The sequence below is a fragment of the Streptomyces sp. NPDC020362 genome (assembly GCF_040642095.1).
Taxonomy (GTDB): Bacteria; Actinomycetota; Actinomycetes; order Streptomycetales; family Streptomycetaceae; genus Streptomyces.
This window is the reverse complement of sequence record NZ_JBFAET010000013.1, coordinates 1-18952: the sequence shown is the minus strand read 5'-3', so window position 1 is coordinate 18952 and position 18952 is coordinate 1. Positions and strand designations below refer to the sequence as shown.

Sequence of the window (18952 nt, the reverse complement as noted above, 5' to 3'; positions counted from 1 at the left end):
AACGGGCGTGCGGAGGCCGCCCGTTGTTCGGGCATGACGGTCGACATGCGTGAGGGATACGAGGGAACAGGACCCGGCGCGATCACCCCGGACGGCTGTGCGGTCGAGCTGTACACACGGCTTCCGGTGGGCGACGAGCCGGAGGTCGTCGCCGGGGCCGTGCCCGCCGGGGCGCACATCCTTGAGCTGGGCAGCGGAGTGGGCCGGGTGACCCATCCCCTGCTGGAGCGCGGTTTCACGGTCACGGCGGTGGACGAGTCAGCCGAAATGCTCGCCCATGTCCGCGGGGCGCGCACGATATGCAGCCCGATCGAGGGCCTCGACCTGGGCGAGAGGTTCGACATGGTGATGCTCGCGTCGTTCCTTGTGCACAACGGTGACGCCGAGGTGCGCCGGGGCATGCTGCGCGCCTGCACCCGGCATATGGCGGAGGGCGGCTGTGTGCTCATCCAGCGGGAGGGCGAGGACTACCACACGAACGTACCGAGGGAGCGGGTGGACCCGAGCGGGTTCACCGTGCGGATCGCGTCGTCGGAGCCGGTCGGCGGCGGGGTGAACTCGGTGCGCGCCGAGTATGAGTTCCCGGACGCGGTCTGGACACAGACCTTCCTGGCCCGGCCCCTGACCAAGGAACAGTTCGAGGAGGCGCTGGCGGAGGCGGGACTGGAGGTGGACGCGTATCTGACCAAGGACGAGATGTGGGTGAGGGCGGTACCGGTGCGGTGAAGGGCGATGAGTTCTCGGGCCGGGACCGGTCTACCCCGGTGACAGCAGCCGGGACCGCTTCCCCCAGGAGACCCTCATGTCTGAGACCATCGCCCCCGTCACGTCCGCCTCTTCCGCCTCCTCCGGCACGTCCCGGACCAGCCGCGGTCGCCTCGCCCGGATCGCCCTGCGGACGGTGCAGGTGCTGCTCGCCCTCTTCTACGGGATCGCGAGTGCGCTGCCCAAGCTGATCGCGCACCCGTCCGCCGTTGAGTCCTTCGGCAAGATGGGCTGGGGGAGCGCGGGCATGTACACCATCGGCGCCCTCGAACTGGCAGGCGCGGTCGCGCTGTTGGTGCCGATGCTGCAGTCGGTGGCGGCGATGGCGCTGAGCGCGCTCATGGTGGGCGCGTTCATCGTCCAGCTCACCGTCTTCGACGGTCAGTACGCGGCGACCCCGCTGATCCTGATCGTGCCGCTCGTCCTGATCGCCTGGGTCCGGCGCGGGCACACCGCGGACCTGCTGCGGTTCCTGCAGCGGGCGGGGCGACAGGCGTGACCCGTACGGGACACCGTCGGTGACGTCGGCCGGGGCACGGGGGCCTGGCCGACGTCACCGGTGTGCGAGGCCATGGGGACATGGAGGGGGCGTGGCAATGCGGAGAGGCATGTGGATGCGGGGCCGGCGGACGACATGCACGCCGACGGGGGTGCGGCTCACCGGCTCCGGGGCCGCTCACCCGGTCCATCGGGTGCGTGCCGTCCGCCGGGCCCCTGCAGACCGCCGGGTGACGGCCGGCCCGGTCCACCCGTTCCACCCAGTGCGCGCAGTCGCTCCAGCTCGCGGCGGTCCCGCTTGGTGGGGCGGCCGGCACCGCGGTCGCGGAGGCCGGCGGGGGCAACGGCCTCGCGGGGCGGGGGCGGCGGCGAGTTGTCGATGTAGCACTGGACGGCGACCGGAGCGCCGACGCGCTTGCGGATCAGGCGCTTGACGATCACGACCCGTTCCCGGCCCTCGTGGCGAAGGCGCACCTCGTCGCCGATGCGTAGCGAGTAGGCGGGCTTCACGCGCTCGCCGTTGACGTGGACGTGTCCGCCGCGACAGGCGGCGGCGCCCAGGGAGCGGGTCTTGATCAGACGGACGGCCCAGATCCAGCTGTCGATACGCACGGTTTCGCCCTGGGCGGGCCCGGCGGCCTCGGCTGCGGCCACGGCGGCGGCGATCTTGGGATCGAGCGGTCCGGCGTCGGTCGCTCCGGAACCCTTGGCATTCCGGGCGGGGGCCGCGGCAACCGGCTCGCCGGTGTCGCCGTGCACGTTCTCGTCCGCATCCTCGGAAGCCATGCCTCGACCTTAACCCGCCGCGCCGGGCGAGCCGGAGGCATTAACGAGGGGGGAGGGCTGCCCCCCCCGTGAGCCGCCCCGTAGTGCCCGGCCCGGGCTGGTGCGGGGCCCTGCCGCCGGGGAGCCGCCTCACCCTCACCGCGCCCGGCCCGGATTCGGCGGTGCTCTGGAAGCCACCGCACCCCCGGCCCACACCGCTCCCAGCGGTATCCCGGCCTACGGTGGCGGTATGGACGACAGCAGCGCCCTCGCCCGGCTCGACCGGCGCGTCGCGGACTGCCGGGCCTGTCCCCGGCTGGTCGAGTGGCGCGAGGAGGTGGCCCGGATCAAGCGGGCCGCGTTCGCCGACTGGACGTACTGGGGGCGGCCGGTCCCCGGCTTCGGACCGGCCGACGCCCGTCTGGTGATCGTCGGGCTGGCGCCCGCCGCGCACGGAGGCAATCGCACCGGCCGTATGTTCACCGGCGACCGCTCCGGAGATGTGCTCTACCGGGCGCTGTACGAAGTGGGGCTGGCCTCGCAGCCCACCTCCGTCCGCGCCGACGACGGCCTGGAGCTGTACGGCGTCCGTGTCACCGCGCCCGTGCACTGCGCGCCGCCCGCCAACAAGCCGACTCCCGGTGAACGCGACACCTGCCGCCCCTGGCTGGTCCAGGAGCTGCGCCTGCTGCGCCCGACGCTCAGGGCCGCCGTCGTGCTCGGCGCCTTCGGCTGGCAGGCCGCGCTGCCCGCGTTCGCGGCGGCGGGCTGGCCCGTGCCCCGGCCCCGCCCCGCCTTCGCCCACGGCACCCGGGTCGCCTTGGGGGACCTGGACGTCTTCGGCTGCTTCCACGTCAGCCAGCGCAACACCTTCACCGGCCGGCTCACCCCCGAGATGCTGCGCGAGGTGCTGCGCACGGCGGCCGCCGCGGCCGGACTGCCGTAGCGGCCGCTCAGTCGGCGTCACCGGGGGCCGTGTTGCAGAAGTGCCGATCGGCTGGCGGCAGTTGACGCGGAGGTGGCCGCGTGTGTGGAAGCCGGCGCGTGCGTGGGGGCGGGAGCGTGCGTGGGGGCGCGCGTTTCCGGTCGCAGGAGGCGATCGCCCCGCACAAGCCGAAACCCCCGGCGTGGCCCGCAACGGCGCCGCCGTGGTCGGCACCGGCCTCGGCATCCTGACCCTCGGTGCCCTGATCCTCGGTGCCCTGGCTTTCGGCGTCCTGGCCCTCGGTGCCCTGGCTTTCGGCGTCCTGGCCTTCGACGTCCTGGCCCTCGGCGTCCTGCCCCTCGGTGTCCTCGCCTTCCGTGTCCTTGCCTTCGGTGTTCCGTCCCTCGGCGTTCTTGGCCTCGTCGACGCCTCCGCACGCAGGCTGCCGCGGGTGAGATGTGCCCCTCAGGGCTGCCACACGTACCGCACGTCCGGCTCCCGCTCCTCGTTGCCGCTGCCGTCGGTGCGTTCGACAGCGACGAAGCCGTGCCGCTCGTAGAAACGGTGGGCAGGCGTGTTGACCTGGAAGGTCCACAGGGTGAGCCCGCTCGGACCGCGCTCCTTGGCCCGCGCGACGAACCGGTCGCCGATGCCCCGGCCGCGCCAGTCGGGATCGAGATACAGCTGGGACAGTTCGTCCCCGGCGAGGACCATCATGCCCACGATGGCGCCGTCCGCCTCCGCCACCCAGGTCTCCCGCGCCGGCACCACGACGTCCCGGATGTGGTCGCGCACCTCGTCGTCGGAGTGCGCCCGGACGACCGTGGGCAGGGCGGCGGTGTAGGAGCGCAGCCAGACGTCGGCGACGGCCCCGGCGTCCGCCGCAACCGCCCGGCGCAGGACGATGCCGGCCGTCACCGGCCGTCCTCCCGTTCCGGCACCACGGCCGTCGCCGTGATCTCCACCAGCTGATCCGAGTACCCGAGGCAGGCCACGCCGAGGAGCGTCGACGAGTGCGGACCGGCACTGAGCCCCGACGCCTCGACCACCTTCCAGACGGCGGACAGTACGGCGGGCTCGCTGCTCACGACGTACACGTCGGTCGACACGACGTGCGAGAGGCCGCTGCCCACCGCGCGCAGCTGCTCCCGCAGATTCCCGATCACCTGCTCCGCCTGCCGCACGGGATCGCCGACTCCGACCACCTGCCCCTTCTCGTCGAGCGGAACGGCTCCCGCGAGAAAGGCGAGTTTGGTGCCGGCCTCGACGACGGAGGCGTGCGAGTAGGTGGGTGGCGGGAAGAGGGCGGGGGCGGTGATGCGCCGGATCATGGGGGCTTCTCCTACGACGGCCAGTGGACAACTCTCGATGTTCGATTCCCCTGCGCCGCGCCCGCACCTGATTTTTCAGGGCGACGGGACACCGGCTGCGGAGGCAGGGGCACATGGGCTCTCCACCTACGCAGCCGATGGGGTCCGCCGAGTAGTTCGCGCACCGTGCCCCGGGTCCGTCCGGCGCCGCCCAGCCCGGCCGCCGGGGTGCGCGTATGCGTCGGTCGCGCCCTCGCATCGCCGCCGACCGCCGACGCCGAGCCGGAGCCCGATCGTCCTACGAGCGGATAATCCCTGGGATTCGGTCCGTAGCCGCTGCTAACGTCCCCGGCGTGGCGAAACTCAACCAGATCATCGCAGTCGAGAAGGGCGTCAAGTCCAAGGCGCAGCAGGACCTGACGGCAGCTCACCAGGGCCTGCAGAAGCCAGCTCTGCTGGCCGGCATCGCGCGGACGTACCAGCCGAAGGACGAGGAGGGTGAGCAGTTGCCGCCCGAGTCCACACGGGTCCAGGTGCAGGCCGAGGACGTGCTGCGCGAGACCGCGAAGGTACTGACCCGGCTCTTCGACGTGACCGCCACCAAGGACTGGTCCAACTGCACGGCCCGCGCGGATGTGAAGGTCGAGGGCCAGGTACTCGTCGCCGACGTGCCGGTGTCGTACCTGCTGTTCCTGGAGAAGCAGCTCGCCGACCTCAACGCCCTGGTCCGCAGACTGCCGGTCCTCGACGCCTCCGAGTCCTGGGTCCAGGACCCCTCCACCGACGCGTGGAAGACCGAGCCCGTGCGGACGCTGCGCACCAAGAAGGTGCCGCGCAACCACGTCAAGGCCGAGGCCACGGAGAAGCATCCGGCACAGGTCGAGGTCTACTACGAGGACGTGCCGGTCGGTTACTGGACCACCGTGAAGTTCTCCGGCGCCCTCCCGGCCCGCCGCGTCAACGAACTCCTCGACCGTGTGGAGAAGGTGCAGCAGGCCGTGAAGTTCGCCCGTGAGGAGGCGAACGGCGTCGACGTCGTCGACCAGCGGGTCGGTGACGCCCTGTTCGGCTACCTCTTCGGGTGAGGACGACTCCGGTAAACTGAAGACTCCCCGGTCCCTTGCGACCGGGGTGCGCGAGGAGCGCAAGCTGACGCTGAAGCTTGTCGTGATGAGCGGTCCCCCGCCTCAAGGGCGGACCGTGTTCAATCTCAGACTCTCGCTCCAGACTCAGCATTCGCCGCCGATCGCCGGAACCACCGGGCCCGGACCCCGGTACGCCGAGATGCTGGTTCAAGTCCAGTCCGCGCAGCTCGATGCGTGGTGGTCCAAAGGCAGGACGCGGCGCCATAACACTGATCCGGGCTCTCCAACGGGCCGGCGTGCGCACATGGGCGGCATCACAGGACCCGGGGGCAGGCTACGCCCTCGGGTCCGCTCCTTTTCCGCTCCCTTCCCGCTCCCTTCCCGCTTTCTTTCCGCTCTCCCCCAGCGCCCTGCCCGGTGCCGCGCGGTGCCTCCCGGAGACGGCTCAGGCTCGTCGGGGCGGCTGCGCGGGCTCCCGGAGGAATTGCGTACATAAAGAAACCACCCACCCCGGCACCTTTCACCTCCCCGAAACGTGATTGCCGCGTTTGCCCGGGGAAAGCGATCTACCGTGGGCGGCACACCCCACAGCCCGGCCACCGTCGTCCGAAGGCTCACCCCGCCTTCGTATGAGGCATACGAGGGCCCATCCCGCCTTCGTATGAAGCATCCGAAGGCCACCCCCGCCCTCGTATGAACAGGAACCCCGTGTCGCGCCCCGCCGCACCGTCACTTCCCCTCTGGCTCACCCACGCCTTCCGCGCCCAGCGCGGGCCCGTCCCCTGGAGCGCGGTGACCCGGGGCGCGCTCGCCGCCGGGCCGCTGCTGCTCGCCGGTGTGCTCGGCGGGCGCATCGCCGACGGCGTCCTCGCCGCCATCGCCGCGATGCTCGCCGGCATCAACGACCGGCCCGGCAGCAGGCGGGCCTCCGTCAGGCGGCTGGGCGTGCCGGCGCTGGCCGGGGCGCTCGGGCTGCTCGTGGGGTCGTACACCGGGCAGCAGCTCTCCGCCGTACCTCTGACCCTGCTCCTGACCTTGCTCGGGCTGGCCGCCGGAGGCATCAGCGCCGTCGGGCCCGTCGCCTCCGCCGCCGGGACGCAGTTGCTCGTCACCGCCGCCATCGGCGCCGGGATGCCCGCGGCCGAGAGCGGCTGGCAGCGGGCCCTCGCCTTCCTCGCAGGGGCCGGCTGGCTGCTCGCGCTGCGGCTGGTGCTTCCCACACCCGGTTCGCTCGCCGGGGACTTCCGCTTCGACGGGGAGCGGGCGGCGGTAGCGGACGTGTACGACGCCGTCGCCGCACTGCTCGACGCGGTGGGCGGTGCGACCGCCACCGCGCGGCGGGCCGCACTCACCGCCGCCCTCGACCACGCCCAGGACGCCCTCGCCGGACCCCGGCTGCGCCGGTACGCCGGCTCCGCCACCGAGCGCCGGCTGCACGCCCAGTACGCCGCCGCGCTGCCTCTCGCCGAGGCCGCCACCGCCCTCGCCTGGGCGGGCGAGCCGCTCTCCGCGCGGGCGTCGGAGGGACCCCGGCGGCTCGCCGCCGCGGTCCGCGGCAACACCGGCACCGGTCCGCTGCCCGCCCCCAGCCGGTCCGTTCCCGCACTGCGCGCCCTCGACGACGCCCTGCTGCGCGCCGCCGAGGCCTTCGACCGGGCCGAGGGCGACCACTACCGGCTGCTCGTCCTGCGACGCAGTCCCAGGGACGTCGTCCGGGCCGCCCTCGGTGCCGGCGGGCGCGAGTACGGGCTGCGCGTCGCCCTCTGCTTCGGAGCCAGCGCGGCCATCGCGCAGGCGCTGCATCACGCCCGCTGGTACGGGCAGCACCAGCACTGGTACTGGCTGCCCGCCACCGCCGTCTTCCTCGTCAAGCCCGACCTCGGGCCGCTCGCCTCCCGCGTGCTGTGCCGGGCCGCCGGGACCGTGCTCGGTGCTCTGGCGTTCGCCGGGCTCGCCGCGCTGCTGCCGCGCCCGGAGGGACTGATCGTGCTGGTCGCGGTGTGCGGGGCGCTCGTACCGGTCGCCACCCGGAACTTCGCCGCGCTGACCGCGGTCGTCACCGTCCTCGTGCTCGCCCTGGTCATGGTCGGCGGTGAGCCGCAGGCCTCCGTCAGCCGGATCGGCGAGACGCTGCTGGCCTGCGCGATCGTGCTGATCGTCGGGCATCTGCCGATGCCGGGGGAGCGCGGCGGCGGGGTGCGGGCCCGGCTCGCCGTCGCCGGGAGCGCCGCGCACGCCTACCTCGTGCACGTGCTGGGCGAGTCCGGCGACCGTGCCGAACGCTGGGCGCTGCGCCGTGAGGCCTACCGCACCCTGGCCGAGGCCCGCGCCGCCATCGCGCTCGCCGCCGCCGAACTGCCCGCCCTCGCCCGGCACACCGAGGGCACGGACGCCGTCGCCGCCGTCCTCGAACGGCTGGTCGACACCACCACGGCCTGCGCCGTGCACCTCGACGACACCGGCCGTCTCACCCCGCAGCACTCCCGCCAACTGCAGAAGCTGCTGCGGGAGTTGGGCAGGAGTCAGGAATGGGTCGGGCCGCCTGTCGCCGCATAGCACCCGGATGCGCGGTTCGGACCACCTCGCGGCACGGCATCGTCGTACGTTGGGGCCCATGAGCGTCTCTCCCGCCGACCTCGTCATCTCCGGCTGCACCGTCCTCGTGCACGACGAGGAGGAGCGGATCGCCTTCCGCGAGAAGGCCGCGATCGTCGTACGCGACGGGGCGATCGAATCGGTGACCACCGCGGACGCCGCCGCGGGCCTGGCGGCAGCGGATCGGATCGACGCGCGCGGGCAGGTCGCGATGCCCGGACTCGTCAACTGCCACACGCACGCACCGATGGTCGCCCTGCGCGGCCTCGCCGAGGACCTGCCGATCGAGGAGTGGTTTAACGACGTCGTCTGGCCCGTCGAGTCCAACCTCACCGAGAAGGACGTCGAGCTGGGGGCCCGGCTCGCCTGCGCCGAGATGATCCGCGGCGGCGTCACCTGCTTCGCCGACCACTACTTCCACATGGACGTGGTCGCCGGCGTCGTCGCCGAGTGCGGCCTGCGCGCCCATCTCGGCCAGGCCTACTTCTCCTCGCAGGGCCGGCAGGGTCGGGAACGGTCGCTGGAGTTCGCGCTGAACCACCGGGGCGCGGCCGACGGGCGCATCACCACCACCCTCGCCCCGCACGCCCCCTACACCGTCACCGACGCCGACCTCACCGACACCGCCGACCTCGCCCGCGCGCACAGTCTGCCCGTCCACCTGCACGCCGCCGAGAACCGCGACCAGACCGACACCAGCCTCGCCCGGCACGGCGTCACCCCCGTAGAAGTGCTCGACCGCACCGGACTCCTCGACACCGACCTGCTCATCGCCCACGGCACCGGCATCATCGAGCGCGATCTGCCGCTCCTCGCCCGCACGGGCGGCCGTACGGCGGTGGCGACCGCACCGCGCGGCTACCTCAAGTTCGCCTGGCCCGGCACCACCCCGGTACGGGCCCTGCGCGCGATCGGCGTCCCCGTCGGGCTCGCCACCGACGGCGCCGCCTCCAACAACTCCCTCGACGTGTGGGAGTCGATGGCCCTCACCTCGCTGATCCAGAAGTCCGCCGAGGGCGACCCGCGCTGGCTGACCTCCCGTCAGGCCCTGCACCACGCCACCCTGCAGAGCGCCCGCGCGGTCGGGCTCGGCGCGAGCATCGGCAGCCTCGCACCGGGCCGGCGCGCCGACATCGTCCTGGTCGACCTCACCGGCCCGCACACCCGCCCGGTCCACGACCTCGCCGCCACCCTCGTGCACAGCGCCCGCTCCGCGGACGTCCGCACCACCGTCGTGGACGGGCGTGTGCTGATGCGGGACCGCGAGCTGCTCACCCTCGACGTGCCTTCCGTCGCAAGGGAGTTGGAGCAGCGGCTGCCCTCCCTGACCGACCGCGCTCACGGCCGGCGCGTCCAGGAGTACGACACCTGAGAACGGCACCCGGGTCCGCGTAGGCTGCCTTCATGGATCTCGCGGACGGCCTTCTCGACCAGCCCTACGACGTCTACCGGCGCCTGCGCGACACCGCGCCCGTGCACCGCATCACCGGACCCGACGGCACCGCGGCCTGGCTGGTCACCCGGTACGACGACGTCAGGGCCGCGCTCGCCGATCCGCGGCTCTCGCTCGACAAACGGCACGCCACGGCGGGCACGTACAAGGGGCTCTCCCTGCCCCCCGCCCTCGACGCCAACCTGCTCAACATGGACCCGCCCGACCACTCCCGTATCCGGCGCCTGGTCGGGCGCGCCTTCACCCCGCGCCGCATCCAGCAGCTCCGCGTGCCGATCCGGCGCACCGCCGACCAGCTCCTCGACGCCCTCGGCACGCACGGCACCACCGACCTCGTCGCCTCCTACGCCGCTCCGCTGCCGATCACGGTCATCTGCGACCTGCTCGGCATTCCGGAGGGGGACCGGCTGGACTTCCGGCAGTGGACCGACAGCCTCACGGCCCCCGACCCGGCCCGCCCCCACGCCGCCAAGGAGGCGATGGCGGCCATGCTCGACTTCCTCACCCTGCTGGTCGCGGCCAAGCGCCGGGCTTCCGCCGACGACCTCCTCTCCGACCTGATCGCCGTACGCGACGAGGGCGACCGGCTCGGCGAGGAGGAGCTGATGTCCCTGGCCTTCCTCATCCTCTTCGCCGGGTACGAGAACACGGTCCAGCTCATCGGCAACGCCGTGCTCGCCCTCCTCCGGCACCCGGACCAACTCGCCGCCCTGCGCAAGGACCCGGAACGACTCCCCGGCGCCGTCGAGGAGTTCGCACGCTACGAGGGCCCCATGCTGCTCGCCATGCGCCGCTTCCCGGTCGAGGACGTGACGATCGCCGGGGTGACCGTCCCGGCGGGCGAGACGGTCTGGGTGTCCCTGTCCGCCGCCGACCGCGATCCCGCCCGCTTCCCCGACCCCGACCGCCTCGACCTCTCCCGCGATGCCTCGGGCCATCTCGCCCTCGGTCACGGCATCCACTACTGCCTGGGCGCCCCGCTCGCGCGCGCGGAGACGGAGATCGCCCTCGCCGCGCTGCTGGAGCGCTTCCCCGAACTGGCCCTCGGCACGGGCGAACTGCGGTGGCGCTCCTCGCTGCGGGCCCGTGGGCTGATGGCGCTGCCGGTCACCTACTGACGGCCCGTGCACGCCGGCGGCCCGCTCACGCACTGCCGGACGCCTCCGGAAAAAAGATCCGGGCGCGCGGCGATGAGTTCCGCTCCCGCCGACGGTCACCACCCCGAACCGGCCGTCGGACAGGAGGGCACATGTCGCTTCCGGAGATCGTCTCGCGCGACCAGTGGCGCGCGGCGCGCGAGGAGTTGCTGCGCAAGGAGGAGGCGGTCGGCAGAGCGCGGCAGGCACTGAGCGCCGAGCGGCGGCGGCTGCCGATGGTCGAGGTCGACCCGGGGTACGTCTTCGAGGGCGGCGACGGCAAGGCCACCCTGCTGGACCTCTTCGACGACCGGGCCCAACTCGTCGTCCACCACTTCATGTTCGCGCCGCAGTGGGAGGCGGGCTGCCCGTGCTGTGCGGCCTTCCTCGACCAGGTCGGTCACCTCGCCCATCTGCGGGCCCGGAACACGTCGTTCGCAGCCGTCTCCCGGGCGCCCTACACCCGGATCCTGCCGTTCAAGGCCCGGATGGGCTGGGCGGTGCCGTGGTACTCGTCCTGCCACAGCGACTTCAACCGCGACTTCGAGGCGAGCGTGGAGCGTGGCGGGGAGCTGGTCGAGCGACCGGGCCTGAGCTGCTTCCTGCGGCAGCGCGACCGGGTCTTCCACACCTATTCGGTGTACGACGAGGGACTGGACGGACTCGGCGCCATCGCCGGTCTGCTCGACCTGACCGCGCTGGGCCGCAGCCCGCAGGGCAGCGACCGGCTCCGATACCACGACGAGTACGACGACTGACACGGACGGCCCCTTCGCCGTCGCCGAACGTGTCGCCGAACGTGTCGTTCGTGTCGCAAGGTGCACGGACCCTCACGGTCCGCGGTGAACACGTGTCGGCAATGTCTCAGTCCCGTCACCGAGCGAGCCGTTTCCCCTCTCCAGGGCGTTAACTCCCACAAGTACGACGCTTTCTGGAGGTGCGAGATGGTGAACGGGCGAACCGTGCTCGAGCGCTTTCCCGCCGGCGGACCGCGCGGATCGTGGCCCGCGGAGGAGTTCGCGCACGCGCGACGACTCGAAGGCCTGCCCGCCGAGGTCGTCATGGACCTCGCGACGGACACGTTCCTGGTGATCGTGCGGGGCGGCGACGGCGCAGAGTGAGCCGGCTCAGGCCGGTTTCGGGGCCGGCACCTTCGCCGTGAACTGCTCCGCCTGGAGCGTGTACAGCTCGGCGTAGACACCGCCCCGGGCCAGGAGTTCGTCGGGCGTGCCGGACTCCACCAGCCGCCCGTGCTCCAGCACGTGCACCAGGTCGGCGTGGCGGACCGAGGCCAGCCGGTGGGTGATCAGGACGACGGTCTGACCGCCGCCCGCCAGTGCCCGGATCTTGTCGAACACCTCCAGCTCGGCCCGCGCGTCCAGCGCCGCCGTCGGCTCGTCCACGATCAGGATGTGCCCGTGCCGGTAGGCGGCCCGGGCGATGCCGAGGCGCTGCCACTGGCCGCCCGACAGCTCGTGCCCCCCGCTGAAGTTGCGGGCCAGGAGGGTGTCCAGGCCGCGCGGCAGATCCGTGACCACCTCCTCCGCCCCCGCCTCGGCGACCGCCGCGGCCAGGCGCTCCTCGCACAGGGGCGCCGACGAGCGGCCGACGGCCACGTTCACCCGGGCGGTGAACGGCCAGCGCTTGAAGTCCTGGGCCACCATCGCGATGCGCTCGGCGAGCAGCCGCCGGTCGGCCCCCGCCGCGTCGACGCCGTCCCACAGGATCCGGCCGCGGTCCGGGGTGTACAGGCCCGCGAGCAGCTTGACCAGAGTGGTCTTGCCCGAGCCGTTCTCACCGACGAGCGCGATGATCCGGCCGAGGGGGAGGGCGAGGGTCACGTCTTCGAGGGCGGGGCGGGCCGCATCACCCGGATAGCTGAACGTGACGTTCTCGAACCGGATCTCCGCAGGGTTCTCGGGCAGCGGCCGCCCGCCGGACGGGATGGCCCGCTCGGCCGCCTCGGTGTACAGCCTCTGCAGATCGCCCACGAACAGGGCCTCCTCGTGCAGCTCGTTGATCTCCAGCACCAGCATGTCCAGGCTTGCCGAGCCGGTCCGGATCGCGATCACCGCGGTGCCCGCCACCGACAGGGCCATCGCGCCGGCCAGCAGCAGCGCGCCGAGCGTGGCGTACGTCGCGACGGTCGCGAGCCCGGTCCAGGCGGCCGCGATCAGTCCGGTGCGGGCGGCCAGCCGGGACAGCCGGGCCTGCTCCGCCTCCGCGGTCTCCGACATGGACCGGAAGTGCCGCAGCAGGAACGGTCCGACGCCGTGCACCCGGATCTCCGGAGCGGCGGCAGGCTCGGTCAGCAAGTTGCCGATCAGCTGGCCCGCGCGGGCGTGCTGCACCCAGGTGTGGAACGACTCGTAACGGCGGCGCGCGTTGGTCAAAGCGCCCCAGGCACTGGGCAGGGTCATGGTGACCAGCAGCGGCAGCAGCGCCGGATGCAGCACGGTGAGCACACCGGCAGCTGCGATCAGGGAGATCACCGCGTTGATCACCCGGGCGCCGTACGTGATCATGCGGCGGGCGGACTGGGCGCCGTACCGGGCGGTGTCCAGCAGTTTGTGGAAGGTGTGGTCCTCGATGGCGGACAGCTCCACGTTCGCCGCCCGCTCCAGGTACAGCTCGGTCGCCACCCGCTCCACCTTGGGCTCCAGCCGTCCGGTGGCGTAGGTCGAGGCCGCGCGCAGCAGGGCCGCGACCAGCACGACGGCGGCCATGACGGCCAGGGCGGGCGCGGCCTCGCGCAGCCGCTGCCCGATGTCGGTTCCGGCGAGCAGCGTTCCGAGCGCGCTGTTCACGGCCAGCAGGCTCACCGCCTGTGCGACGCCCCGGCCCGCCTCGGCGGTCAGCACGATGCGCGCGGCCCGCGGGTCCGCCGTCCGGGCCAGCCGGAAGCTGGACGCCAGCATGCCGGGCAACCGGGCCAGCATCGCCCGGAAGCTCAGCTCCAGGAAGGCGTCCGCATGCTCGTTCCAGCCCATGTCGTACCGCAGCGGCCCGCCGAACAACAGCCGCTCCGACGCCGAGACCTCAGGCTCACTCGCCCCACGGCTCTTCCCCACCGCACACCCTCCCCGGGCCATGACCGAACGGCCACTATCGCGGTCGGTGCAGCGCGGGGGCAGGGCGCGTGAGGAGGTACCGAGGGGCGCGAAGGAGGTGCGGGGCCGATGGGCGGCGGGCGATGGAAGCGCCGGCAGCCCCCGCTGTCCGCAACCTCCGGGCTGTCGGGCCGCCGAAGGGGCGTGCGGTTCGGGACACCTGGGCCTGCCGGGCCGGTCGAAGACCTCGGCTGTCCGCGAGTCGGGCGAGGACTTCCGTCGTCCGGGAGGCGAGGGCTTACTTGGCCGGTCGAAGGGCCGTGCTGTCCGGGACACCTGGGCTCACCGGGGCGGTCGAAGACTCCCGCTGTCCGGGACAGGAGGATTTGCCGGGTCGGTCGGCGGCTCCGGCGGCGCACCCCGCCCCACACCCGGGCGGGGCAGGCGCAGCATCACGCCGGGACGGCGTGCGACCAGTCCGGTGCCGTGCCCGTCACCCGGCACAGGGCAAGGTAAAGGGGGATCGGCGGGGTGTAGGGGACCGTTCCCTCGGGGCGGTGGATCAGGCGCGCGGTCGCGGGGACCAGGGCGCCGGGGGCGTAGTGGGCGGGGGAGGGCCAGGGGAGGGCGTAGTCGGAGTCCGAGGGAACGATCCACCACCAGTGCGAGCCGTCGGCGTAGACACAGCCCACCCGCGGCAGCCGCGGCACGATCAGCGGTCCGAGGCGGTCGGGTACGGCCACCCCGTCGCAGCCGAGCGGCGCCGTCATGCCCTCGGGGACCGGCAGGCGGCAGGTCCGGTCCGGCGCCTGCCGACGGCGACCGAGATGGATCAGGGTGTCCAGACCGATCGGTCGGCCGACATCGCCGGTGCCGCTCACGGCCGCTCCCCTGCGCGGTGCTGTTCGGCAGGTCCCGTCCCGTGCCGGGCCTGACCGTGGAGCTGCTGCGCGGGTCCTGCCCCGTGCCGGGCCTGCTCGCGCCGCTGCTCCACCAGCCCCGTCCCGTGCCGGGGCCGCCCGTGGCGCTCCTGCGCCGGTACCGCCCCGTGCTGGGCCTGCGCCTCTTCCTCCTCGCCCGGTCCGGGCGAGGGGTCCGGCTTGGCGCGGGCGCCCCATCCCAGGTCGTTGCACGGACCGACGGTGTCCTGGGCGGCGTCGGTCTGCCGGGTCAGTTCTGCCCAGACCAGCAGTCCCGGGCCGTGCTCATGGGCTCCCCAGGCCCGGCACAGCGCGTCGACGAGGAGCAACCCCCTCCCGTGCTCCTCGTCGGGTCGCTGCGGGGACGGGTGGGGTTCGCCGGGCGCACAGCCCTCGTCGTGCACGGCTATGCGCACCATGTCGTCGTGGTCGTGCAGCTCGCACACGACGCGACTGCTCGCGGTGTGCACGATCGCGTTGGTGACCAGCTCGGAGATGACCAGAGCCGCGGTGTCGCAGGTGTCCGCGCACACCGACCAGCCGGTCAGCCGGGCACGCGTCAGACGTCGCGCCTGAGCGGGGGAACCCGGATGTGCGGCCAGCTCGAAGCGGAACCGGCGCTCGGCAGCGCCCCCACCGGGGATCGCTTGCTCCCCCACTCTCGAACGGCTTCGAGCGGGGGGACCCCCATCGGCACCGAGACCGGGACGGTCTGCGGCGGCGTCTGTTCCTAAGGGCGCGGACGGAATCACGCTTGCCACTATCTCCCCGCCGCGAACACTTGGCAAGTGTCACTCTGAAAAATGCAGAGTGCAGTGTGACTCGGTCAAAGGGCGTGGCACACTGCTCGCAACAGCACCTTGAGCGGCGCCAATTGGGACAGTCGGCGATCCGGCCGGATCTTCGAATATGTCTTCGAACGGCGCCGCAGGGCTGTCGGGATTCTTTTGCCGGAGCGGTTACTTCTGTCGGAGGTGGGAGCGTGAGCGAACCGCGGTCCGCGCCGACCGTGGGCCAGGTGGTCCTCGGCCGGCGCCTGCTGGACCTGCGGGAACGCGCCGGTCTCAAGCGCGAGGAGGCCGCCCGTGTGCTCCGCGTCGCCCCCGCCACCGTCCGCCGCATGGAGATGGCCGAGGTCGCCCTCAAGATCCCGTACCTGCAACTGCTGCTGAGGGCCTACGGCGTTCCCGACGACGAGGCCGACGTCTTCGTCCAGCTGGCCGAGGAGGCCAACAAGCCCGGCTGGTGGCAGCGTTTCCACGACATTCTGCCGGGCTGGTTCTCGATGTACGTCAGCCTGGAGGGCGCGGCCGGCCTCATCCGTTCCTACGAACCGCACTTCGTCCCCGGCCTGTTGCAGACCGAGGACTACGCGCGCGGCGTGCTGAAGTCGGGCGCCATCGGCCAGACGAGCCCCGACGACATCGAGCGCCATGTCGCCCTGCGCATGCAACGCCAGGAACTGCTCACCCGTACCGATGCCCCCCGTTTCTGGGCGGTGATGGACGAGACGGCCCTGCGCCGTCCGGTCGGTGGCCCGGAGGTGATGCGTGCGCAGATCGACAGGTTGCTCGAGGCCACGAAGCTGCCTCATGTGACGCTCCAGGTCGCCCCGTTCGCCAATGGACCGCACCCGGGCACGTACGGCCCCTTCGTACTCTTCCGGTTCGCCATGGCGGAACTGCCGGACATGGTCTACAGCGAGTACCTGACCGGCGCCGTCTACCTGGACGCGCGCTCCGAGGTGGCGACCCATCTGGAGGTCATGGACCGCATGGCGGCACAGGCCGCCACGGCGCAACGCACGAAGGAGATCCTCCGGGATCTCCGCAAGGAGCTGTGAATGGATCGCATCGAACCGCGCGGCCGTGTCTACAACGGCATGCCCGCGCGGGAGTTGGGCAGCGAGGGCTGGCACAGGCCCTGGAGCGGCGGCAACGGCGGCAACTGCCTGGAGGCGATGAAGCTCGCCGACGGCCGGATCGCCGTACGCCAGTCGACGGACCCGGACGGACCGGCGCTGATCTACACCATGGACGAGATGACCGCCTTCATCGAGGGTGCCAAGGCGGGGGAGGCCGACTTCCTGCTCTCCTGACGTGCCGATGGTTGTTGCTTCTTGGTCAACTTGCGTGTCGAGATGTCGACTTGGTTATGGATTTGATCAGTCAGTGCGTCGGCCACCCGCGGCGGGGGAGGGCCGACGGACACCCGCGCCGACCCCTGTCTCTGGACCGTCACCCAGGCGGGAGCACCCCGCACAGCGCCTCCAGTGCCGCGCCGTAGGCGTGTTCCGGCGGCGTGGCATGGCCGACCACCAGGCCGTCGGGCGCCGGCATCAGCGTCCCGGGGTGGCGGAAGGCGGCCAGCCCGTCCAGGGCGACCCCCTGCCAGGCGGCCGCCTTCACCGTGGACCGCTCGGTGCCGGACGGAAGTCTCAGCACCGCGTGCAGCCCGGCCGCGATACCGGTCACCTCGATGTGCGGCGCGTGCGCGGCGAGCGCCGCGACCAGCCGGTCGCGCCGACGCCTGTAGTGCTGCCGCATGCGCCGCACATGACGGTCGTACGACCCGGAGACCACGAAGTCCGCGAGGGCGAGCTGATCCGGCACGCTCGCCCACCCCTCGCGCTCGCCCTTGGCCTCGAGCACGGGCCCGACAAGGCGCTCGGGCAGCACCATCCAGCCCAGCCGCAGCGCCGGGGACAGGCTCTTGCTGACCGAGCCGATGTGGATCACCCGCTCCGGATCGAGGCCCTGCAGTGCGCCGACGGGTTTGCGGTCGTACCGGAACTCGCCGTCGTAGTCGTCCTCCACCACCACCGATCCACGCGCGCGTGCCCAGTCGATCACCGCCGCCCGTCGCTCCGGGTGCAGCGGACCTCCGGTCGGGAACTGGTGCGCGGGCGTCAGCAGTACGGCCCGCTCCCGCCCCAGCCCGTCCACCTGGGCCCCGTGCTCGTCCAGCGGGAGCGGCACGGTCCGCACGCCCGCCGCGGCAAGGAGCCCCCGGTGGAAGTCCAGCCCGTACGCCTCCACGGCCAGCGGACCGCGCAGCACACCCCCGCCGCTCTGCCCGAACAGGAGGCGCAGCCCATGCGCGAAGCCGGAGCAGATGACGATCCGGTCCGGCTCGGTGCGCACCCCGCGCGCGCGTGCCAGATACTCCGCGAGCGCCTCCCGCAGCTCCCGGCGCCCGGCGGGATCCCCCGGCCCGAACGCCTCGTTCGGCGCCGCCTGCAACGCCCGGCGGTACGCGGCCGACCAGGCCGCCCGCGGGAAGGCCGACGCGTCCGGAGTGCCCTGCCGCAGGTCGTGCCGCGGCCCACGCGCGCGTGGATGCGTCCTTCGGGGCACTCGCTCGGATCGCTGCAGCGGCTGAGCCCTCCCCTGCTGCCCTGATGGAGTGGCCGGTACCCCCATCGCGACCCGGGTGCCCGAGCCCTGCCGGGCGGTGAGCCAGCCCTCCGCGACCAGTTCCGCGTACGCGTCGGCGACGGTGTTGCGGGCCACGCCCAGATCGGCGGCGAGCGAGCGGTAGGGCGGCAGCCGGGTGCCGGGCGCCAGCCGCCCGCTGCTGACGGCCTCGCGCAGCGCCCGGGTCAGCGCCGCCCGCCGCCCGCCCGGACCGGCCAGCTCCAGATGCAGGTCGACACCGATCCGCTCCGCCGAATTGACCCATGATTCCGCCATGGAAATGCACCCTACAGTCGGTCTTTCACTCCCGTAGGTTGAAGCACATGACGACGAACACGATCAACGCCGCGAACACCACGACCTCCACCTCCGCCTCCGCCTCCGCCGCCGGCGGCGCCGGGGCGATCACCGCGGCAGAGACCGGCCGCACCCGCCTGGACTTCGCCAAGGCGGCACCGAAGGTCTTCCGCGCCCTCATCGGTTTCGACGCCGCCGCGCGCGAGGGCCTCGACCCTGCCCTCGTCGAGCTGATCCAGATCCGCGCCTCGCACCTCAACCACTGCGCCTACTGCCTCCACATGCACACCAATGACGCCCGCAAGGCCGGCGAGAGCGAGGACCGGCTGCACATGGTCGCGGTCTGGCGCGAGGCCCGGCACTTCTTCACCCCGAAGGAACAGGCGGCCCTCGCACTGACCGAGGCGGTCACCCTGGTCGCCGACGCGGGCGTCCCCGACGAGGCCTACGAGGAGGCGGCCGCCCACTTCGAAGAGACCGAACTGGCCCGCGTACTCGCCCTGATCCTCGCGATCAACACCTGGAACCGCGTGGCGCTGGCGACGGCGAAGGTGGCGGGCACGGACGAGCGCCGTCGCTGAGCCTTCGGGGCGGCGACCGACGGTACTGGTGCCCGACGGCTGGGGCTGACGGTCGACGGCTGACGGCACCGGGGACTGGCGGGCACCGGGGTGTGGCGGTCGACGGCACCGGGGACTGGCGGGCACCGGGGTGTGGCGGTCGACGGCACCGGGGAC

At 72.7% G+C, this 18952-nt stretch carries 19 protein-coding genes and 1 pseudogene; 12 read left to right on the top strand and 8 right to left on the bottom strand.

The genetic code is table 11. The features are described from left to right. Nucleotides 1–33: 33 nt before the first annotated feature. Nucleotides 34–726, top strand: coding sequence for a class I SAM-dependent methyltransferase (locus AB0H32_RS08370; protein WP_361116179.1), 693 nt, complete (start codon nucleotides 34–36; stop codon nucleotides 724–726). Between the two features lie 76 nt (nucleotides 727–802). Next, a complete protein-coding gene (locus AB0H32_RS08365; protein ID WP_361116177.1) occupies nucleotides 803–1264 on the top strand; it encodes a DoxX family protein in 462 nt (153 codons plus the stop codon). A gap of 158 nt (nucleotides 1265–1422) precedes the next feature. Here the strand turns inward: AB0H32_RS08365 and AB0H32_RS08360 are convergent, their stop codons facing one another. Further along, entirely contained in the window at nucleotides 1423–2049 is a 627-nt protein-coding gene (locus AB0H32_RS08360; RefSeq protein ID WP_361116174.1) for an RNA-binding S4 domain-containing protein, read from the bottom strand. A gap of 229 nt (nucleotides 2050–2278) precedes the next feature. Between AB0H32_RS08360 and AB0H32_RS08355 the strand changes: the two genes are divergently transcribed. Further along, complete coding sequence (locus tag AB0H32_RS08355; RefSeq protein ID WP_361116171.1) at nucleotides 2279–2974, top strand: uracil-DNA glycosylase; 696 nt, start codon at nucleotides 2279–2281, stop codon at nucleotides 2972–2974. Between the two features lie 7 nt (nucleotides 2975–2981). Here the strand turns inward: AB0H32_RS08355 and AB0H32_RS08350 are convergent, their stop codons facing one another. From AB0H32_RS08350 to AB0H32_RS08340, 3 genes are read right to left on the bottom strand one after another with little or no spacing between them, the layout of a single operon-like run. Next, nucleotides 2982–3431, bottom strand: coding sequence for a hypothetical protein (locus tag AB0H32_RS08350; protein WP_361116168.1), 450 nt, complete (start codon nucleotides 3429–3431; stop codon nucleotides 2982–2984). Beyond that, nucleotides 3419–3871, bottom strand: coding sequence for a GNAT family N-acetyltransferase (locus AB0H32_RS08345; RefSeq protein WP_361116165.1), 453 nt, complete (start codon nucleotides 3869–3871; stop codon nucleotides 3419–3421). Before AB0H32_RS08345 ends, AB0H32_RS08350 begins: the two co-directional genes overlap by 13 nt. Then, nucleotides 3868–4284 (bottom strand): RidA family protein, encoded by a 417-nt coding sequence (locus tag AB0H32_RS08340; protein ID WP_361116162.1) that lies wholly within the window; start codon nucleotides 4282–4284, stop codon nucleotides 3868–3870. The genes AB0H32_RS08345 and AB0H32_RS08340 overlap by 4 nt, the downstream gene beginning before the upstream one ends. Before the next feature lie 332 nt (nucleotides 4285–4616). Here AB0H32_RS08340 and AB0H32_RS08335 point away from each other — a divergent pair, with 332 nt between their 5' ends. The 6 genes from AB0H32_RS08335 to AB0H32_RS08310 all read left to right on the top strand — a co-directional run bounded on the left by AB0H32_RS08335 (nucleotide 4617) and on the right by AB0H32_RS08310 (nucleotide 11653). Then, the gene (locus AB0H32_RS08335) at nucleotides 4617–5348 is read left to right on the top strand and encodes a hypothetical protein (protein WP_361116159.1); all 732 of its coding nucleotides are present in this window, start codon (nucleotides 4617–4619) and stop codon (nucleotides 5346–5348) included. Nucleotides 5349–6041: 693 nt separating this feature from the next. Beyond that, complete coding sequence (locus tag AB0H32_RS08330) at nucleotides 6042–7904, top strand: FUSC family protein (protein ID WP_361116156.1); 1863 nt, start codon at nucleotides 6042–6044, stop codon at nucleotides 7902–7904. Between the two features lie 58 nt (nucleotides 7905–7962). Further along, nucleotides 7963–9315 carry an amidohydrolase gene (locus AB0H32_RS08325; protein ID WP_361116153.1) on the top strand — a complete coding sequence of 451 codons (1353 nt, stop codon included), beginning with the start codon at nucleotides 7963–7965 and terminating at the stop codon, nucleotides 9313–9315. A gap of 32 nt (nucleotides 9316–9347) precedes the next feature. After that, nucleotides 9348–10514 carry a cytochrome P450 gene (locus AB0H32_RS08320; RefSeq protein WP_361116150.1) on the top strand — a complete coding sequence of 389 codons (1167 nt, stop codon included), beginning with the start codon at nucleotides 9348–9350 and terminating at the stop codon, nucleotides 10512–10514. A gap of 131 nt (nucleotides 10515–10645) precedes the next feature. Further along, nucleotides 10646–11290, top strand: a complete 645-nt coding sequence (locus tag AB0H32_RS08315) for a DUF899 domain-containing protein (RefSeq protein WP_361116148.1) — start codon at nucleotides 10646–10648, stop codon at nucleotides 11288–11290. Nucleotides 11291–11476: 186 nt separating this feature from the next. Then, the gene (locus tag AB0H32_RS08310; protein ID WP_167357441.1) at nucleotides 11477–11653 is read left to right on the top strand and encodes a hypothetical protein; all 177 of its coding nucleotides are present in this window, start codon (nucleotides 11477–11479) and stop codon (nucleotides 11651–11653) included. Between the two features lie 6 nt (nucleotides 11654–11659). Here the strand turns inward: AB0H32_RS08310 and AB0H32_RS08305 are convergent, their stop codons facing one another. The 3 genes and pseudogenes from AB0H32_RS08305 to AB0H32_RS08295 form a co-directional block, all read right to left on the bottom strand. Further along, on the bottom strand, nucleotides 11660–13624 hold the full coding sequence (locus AB0H32_RS08305; protein ID WP_361116143.1) for an ABC transporter ATP-binding protein: 1965 nt from the start codon (nucleotides 13622–13624) through the stop codon (nucleotides 11660–11662). 410 nt (nucleotides 13625–14034) lie between these two features. After that, complete coding sequence (locus AB0H32_RS08300; protein ID WP_361116141.1) at nucleotides 14035–14463, bottom strand: hypothetical protein; 429 nt, start codon at nucleotides 14461–14463, stop codon at nucleotides 14035–14037. 176 nt (nucleotides 14464–14639) lie between these two features. Then, nucleotides 14640–15263: pseudogene (locus AB0H32_RS08295) on the bottom strand (ATP-binding protein); the annotation flags it as partial. Between the two features lie 221 nt (nucleotides 15264–15484). Between AB0H32_RS08295 and AB0H32_RS08290 the strand changes: the two are divergent. Together AB0H32_RS08290 and AB0H32_RS08285 are read left to right on the top strand one after the other, a co-directional pair. Continuing rightward, nucleotides 15485–16345, top strand: coding sequence for a helix-turn-helix transcriptional regulator (locus tag AB0H32_RS08290; protein WP_361116139.1), 861 nt, complete (start codon nucleotides 15485–15487; stop codon nucleotides 16343–16345). After that, entirely contained in the window at nucleotides 16346–16600 is a 255-nt protein-coding gene (locus AB0H32_RS08285; RefSeq protein ID WP_361116136.1) for a DUF397 domain-containing protein, read from the top strand. It abuts the gene before it with no gap. A gap of 139 nt (nucleotides 16601–16739) precedes the next feature. Here the strand turns inward: AB0H32_RS08285 and AB0H32_RS08280 are convergent, their stop codons facing one another. Then, nucleotides 16740–18194, bottom strand: a complete 1455-nt coding sequence (locus AB0H32_RS08280; RefSeq protein WP_361116133.1) for a PLP-dependent aminotransferase family protein — start codon at nucleotides 18192–18194, stop codon at nucleotides 16740–16742. A gap of 47 nt (nucleotides 18195–18241) precedes the next feature. On the opposite strand from AB0H32_RS08280, the gene AB0H32_RS08275 reads away from it, so the two are divergent. Continuing rightward, nucleotides 18242–18796 (top strand): carboxymuconolactone decarboxylase family protein, encoded by a 555-nt coding sequence (locus AB0H32_RS08275; RefSeq protein WP_361116130.1) that lies wholly within the window; start codon nucleotides 18242–18244, stop codon nucleotides 18794–18796. Nucleotides 18797–18952 lie beyond the last annotated feature (156 nt).

Excerpts from the sequence above, each read along its gene's own strand:
- AB0H32_RS08275 (WP_361116130.1), top strand. The coding sequence starts at position 18,242 with ATGACGACGAACACGATCAACGCCGCGAACACCACGACCTCCACCTCC.
- AB0H32_RS08325 (WP_361116153.1), top strand. The coding sequence starts at position 7,963 with ATGAGCGTCTCTCCCGCCGACCTCGTCATCTCCGGCTGCACCGTCCTC.
- AB0H32_RS08370 (WP_361116179.1), top strand. The coding sequence starts at position 34 with ATGACGGTCGACATGCGTGAGGGATACGAGGGAACAGGACCCGGCGCG.
- AB0H32_RS08355 (WP_361116171.1), top strand. The coding sequence starts at position 2,279 with ATGGACGACAGCAGCGCCCTCGCCCGGCTCGACCGGCGCGTCGCGGAC.
- AB0H32_RS08285 (WP_361116136.1), top strand. The coding sequence starts at position 16,346 with ATGGATCGCATCGAACCGCGCGGCCGTGTCTACAACGGCATGCCCGCG.
- AB0H32_RS08305 (WP_361116143.1), bottom strand. The coding sequence starts at position 13,624 with ATGGCCCGGGGAGGGTGTGCGGTGGGGAAGAGCCGTGGGGCGAGTGAG.
- AB0H32_RS08280 (WP_361116133.1), bottom strand. The coding sequence starts at position 18,194 with ATGGCGGAATCATGGGTCAATTCGGCGGAGCGGATCGGTGTCGACCTG.
- AB0H32_RS08320 (WP_361116150.1), top strand. The coding sequence starts at position 9,348 with ATGGATCTCGCGGACGGCCTTCTCGACCAGCCCTACGACGTCTACCGG.
- AB0H32_RS08365 (WP_361116177.1), top strand. The coding sequence starts at position 803 with ATGTCTGAGACCATCGCCCCCGTCACGTCCGCCTCTTCCGCCTCCTCC.
- AB0H32_RS08330 (WP_361116156.1), top strand. The coding sequence starts at position 6,042 with ATGAACAGGAACCCCGTGTCGCGCCCCGCCGCACCGTCACTTCCCCTC.
- AB0H32_RS08360 (WP_361116174.1), bottom strand. The coding sequence starts at position 2,049 with ATGGCTTCCGAGGATGCGGACGAGAACGTGCACGGCGACACCGGCGAG.
- AB0H32_RS08340 (WP_361116162.1), bottom strand. The coding sequence starts at position 4,284 with ATGATCCGGCGCATCACCGCCCCCGCCCTCTTCCCGCCACCCACCTAC.
- AB0H32_RS08310 (WP_167357441.1), top strand. The coding sequence starts at position 11,477 with ATGGTGAACGGGCGAACCGTGCTCGAGCGCTTTCCCGCCGGCGGACCG.
- AB0H32_RS08315 (WP_361116148.1), top strand. The coding sequence starts at position 10,646 with ATGTCGCTTCCGGAGATCGTCTCGCGCGACCAGTGGCGCGCGGCGCGC.